The organism is Algoriphagus oliviformis (assembly GCF_017254915.1).
Classification (GTDB): Bacteria; Bacteroidota; Bacteroidia; order Cytophagales; family Cyclobacteriaceae; genus Algoriphagus; species Algoriphagus oliviformis.
Map to the genome: position 1 here is coordinate 1 of NZ_JAFKCT010000039.1, position 484 is coordinate 484.

1 protein-coding gene is annotated in these 484 nt (G+C 59.1%); it reads right to left on the bottom strand.

Translation table 11 applies throughout. From position 1 onward, the window contains the following. The coding region (locus J0A68_RS23265; RefSeq protein WP_206580503.1) for a phospholipid carrier-dependent glycosyltransferase at positions 1-445 on the bottom strand (445 nt) is incomplete at its 3' end. Positions 446-484 lie beyond the last annotated feature (39 nt).

Sequence of the window (484 nt, forward strand, 5' to 3'; positions counted from 1 at the left end):
CCATCGCCGCCGCCAGCCACAGCGAAATCATCGGATCCAGCACGCTGTAGGTGCCGATGCTGAACACCAGCACCATCGACAGGAACATCAGCATCGCCAGGCTGGCGCGACGCGCATTGCGCCACATCAGCATCGCCAGCGCGAACACCAGCAGCGCGGTCATGCCGGTGCTGAACACCGAGCCGAACCGCACCGCAAAGTTGTTTTCCCCGAACAGCCACTGGCTGATGTTATTAAACCAGTATCCCGCTACCGGCTTCTCGAAATAGCGCAGCCCCAGCAGGTGCGGCACCACCCAATCGCCGCGTTGCAGCATTTCACGGCTGATCTCGGCATAACGCGTTTCATCCGGCTGCCACAGCAGGCGACCGTTAAGCGGGATCAGATAGACCAGAGCAAAAAAAACGGCCAGCAGAATGGCCCAGGATCCTTTTAGCGCCTTCATGTAACGTCCTTCACATCGGTTTGACAGCCCAGCCAACCT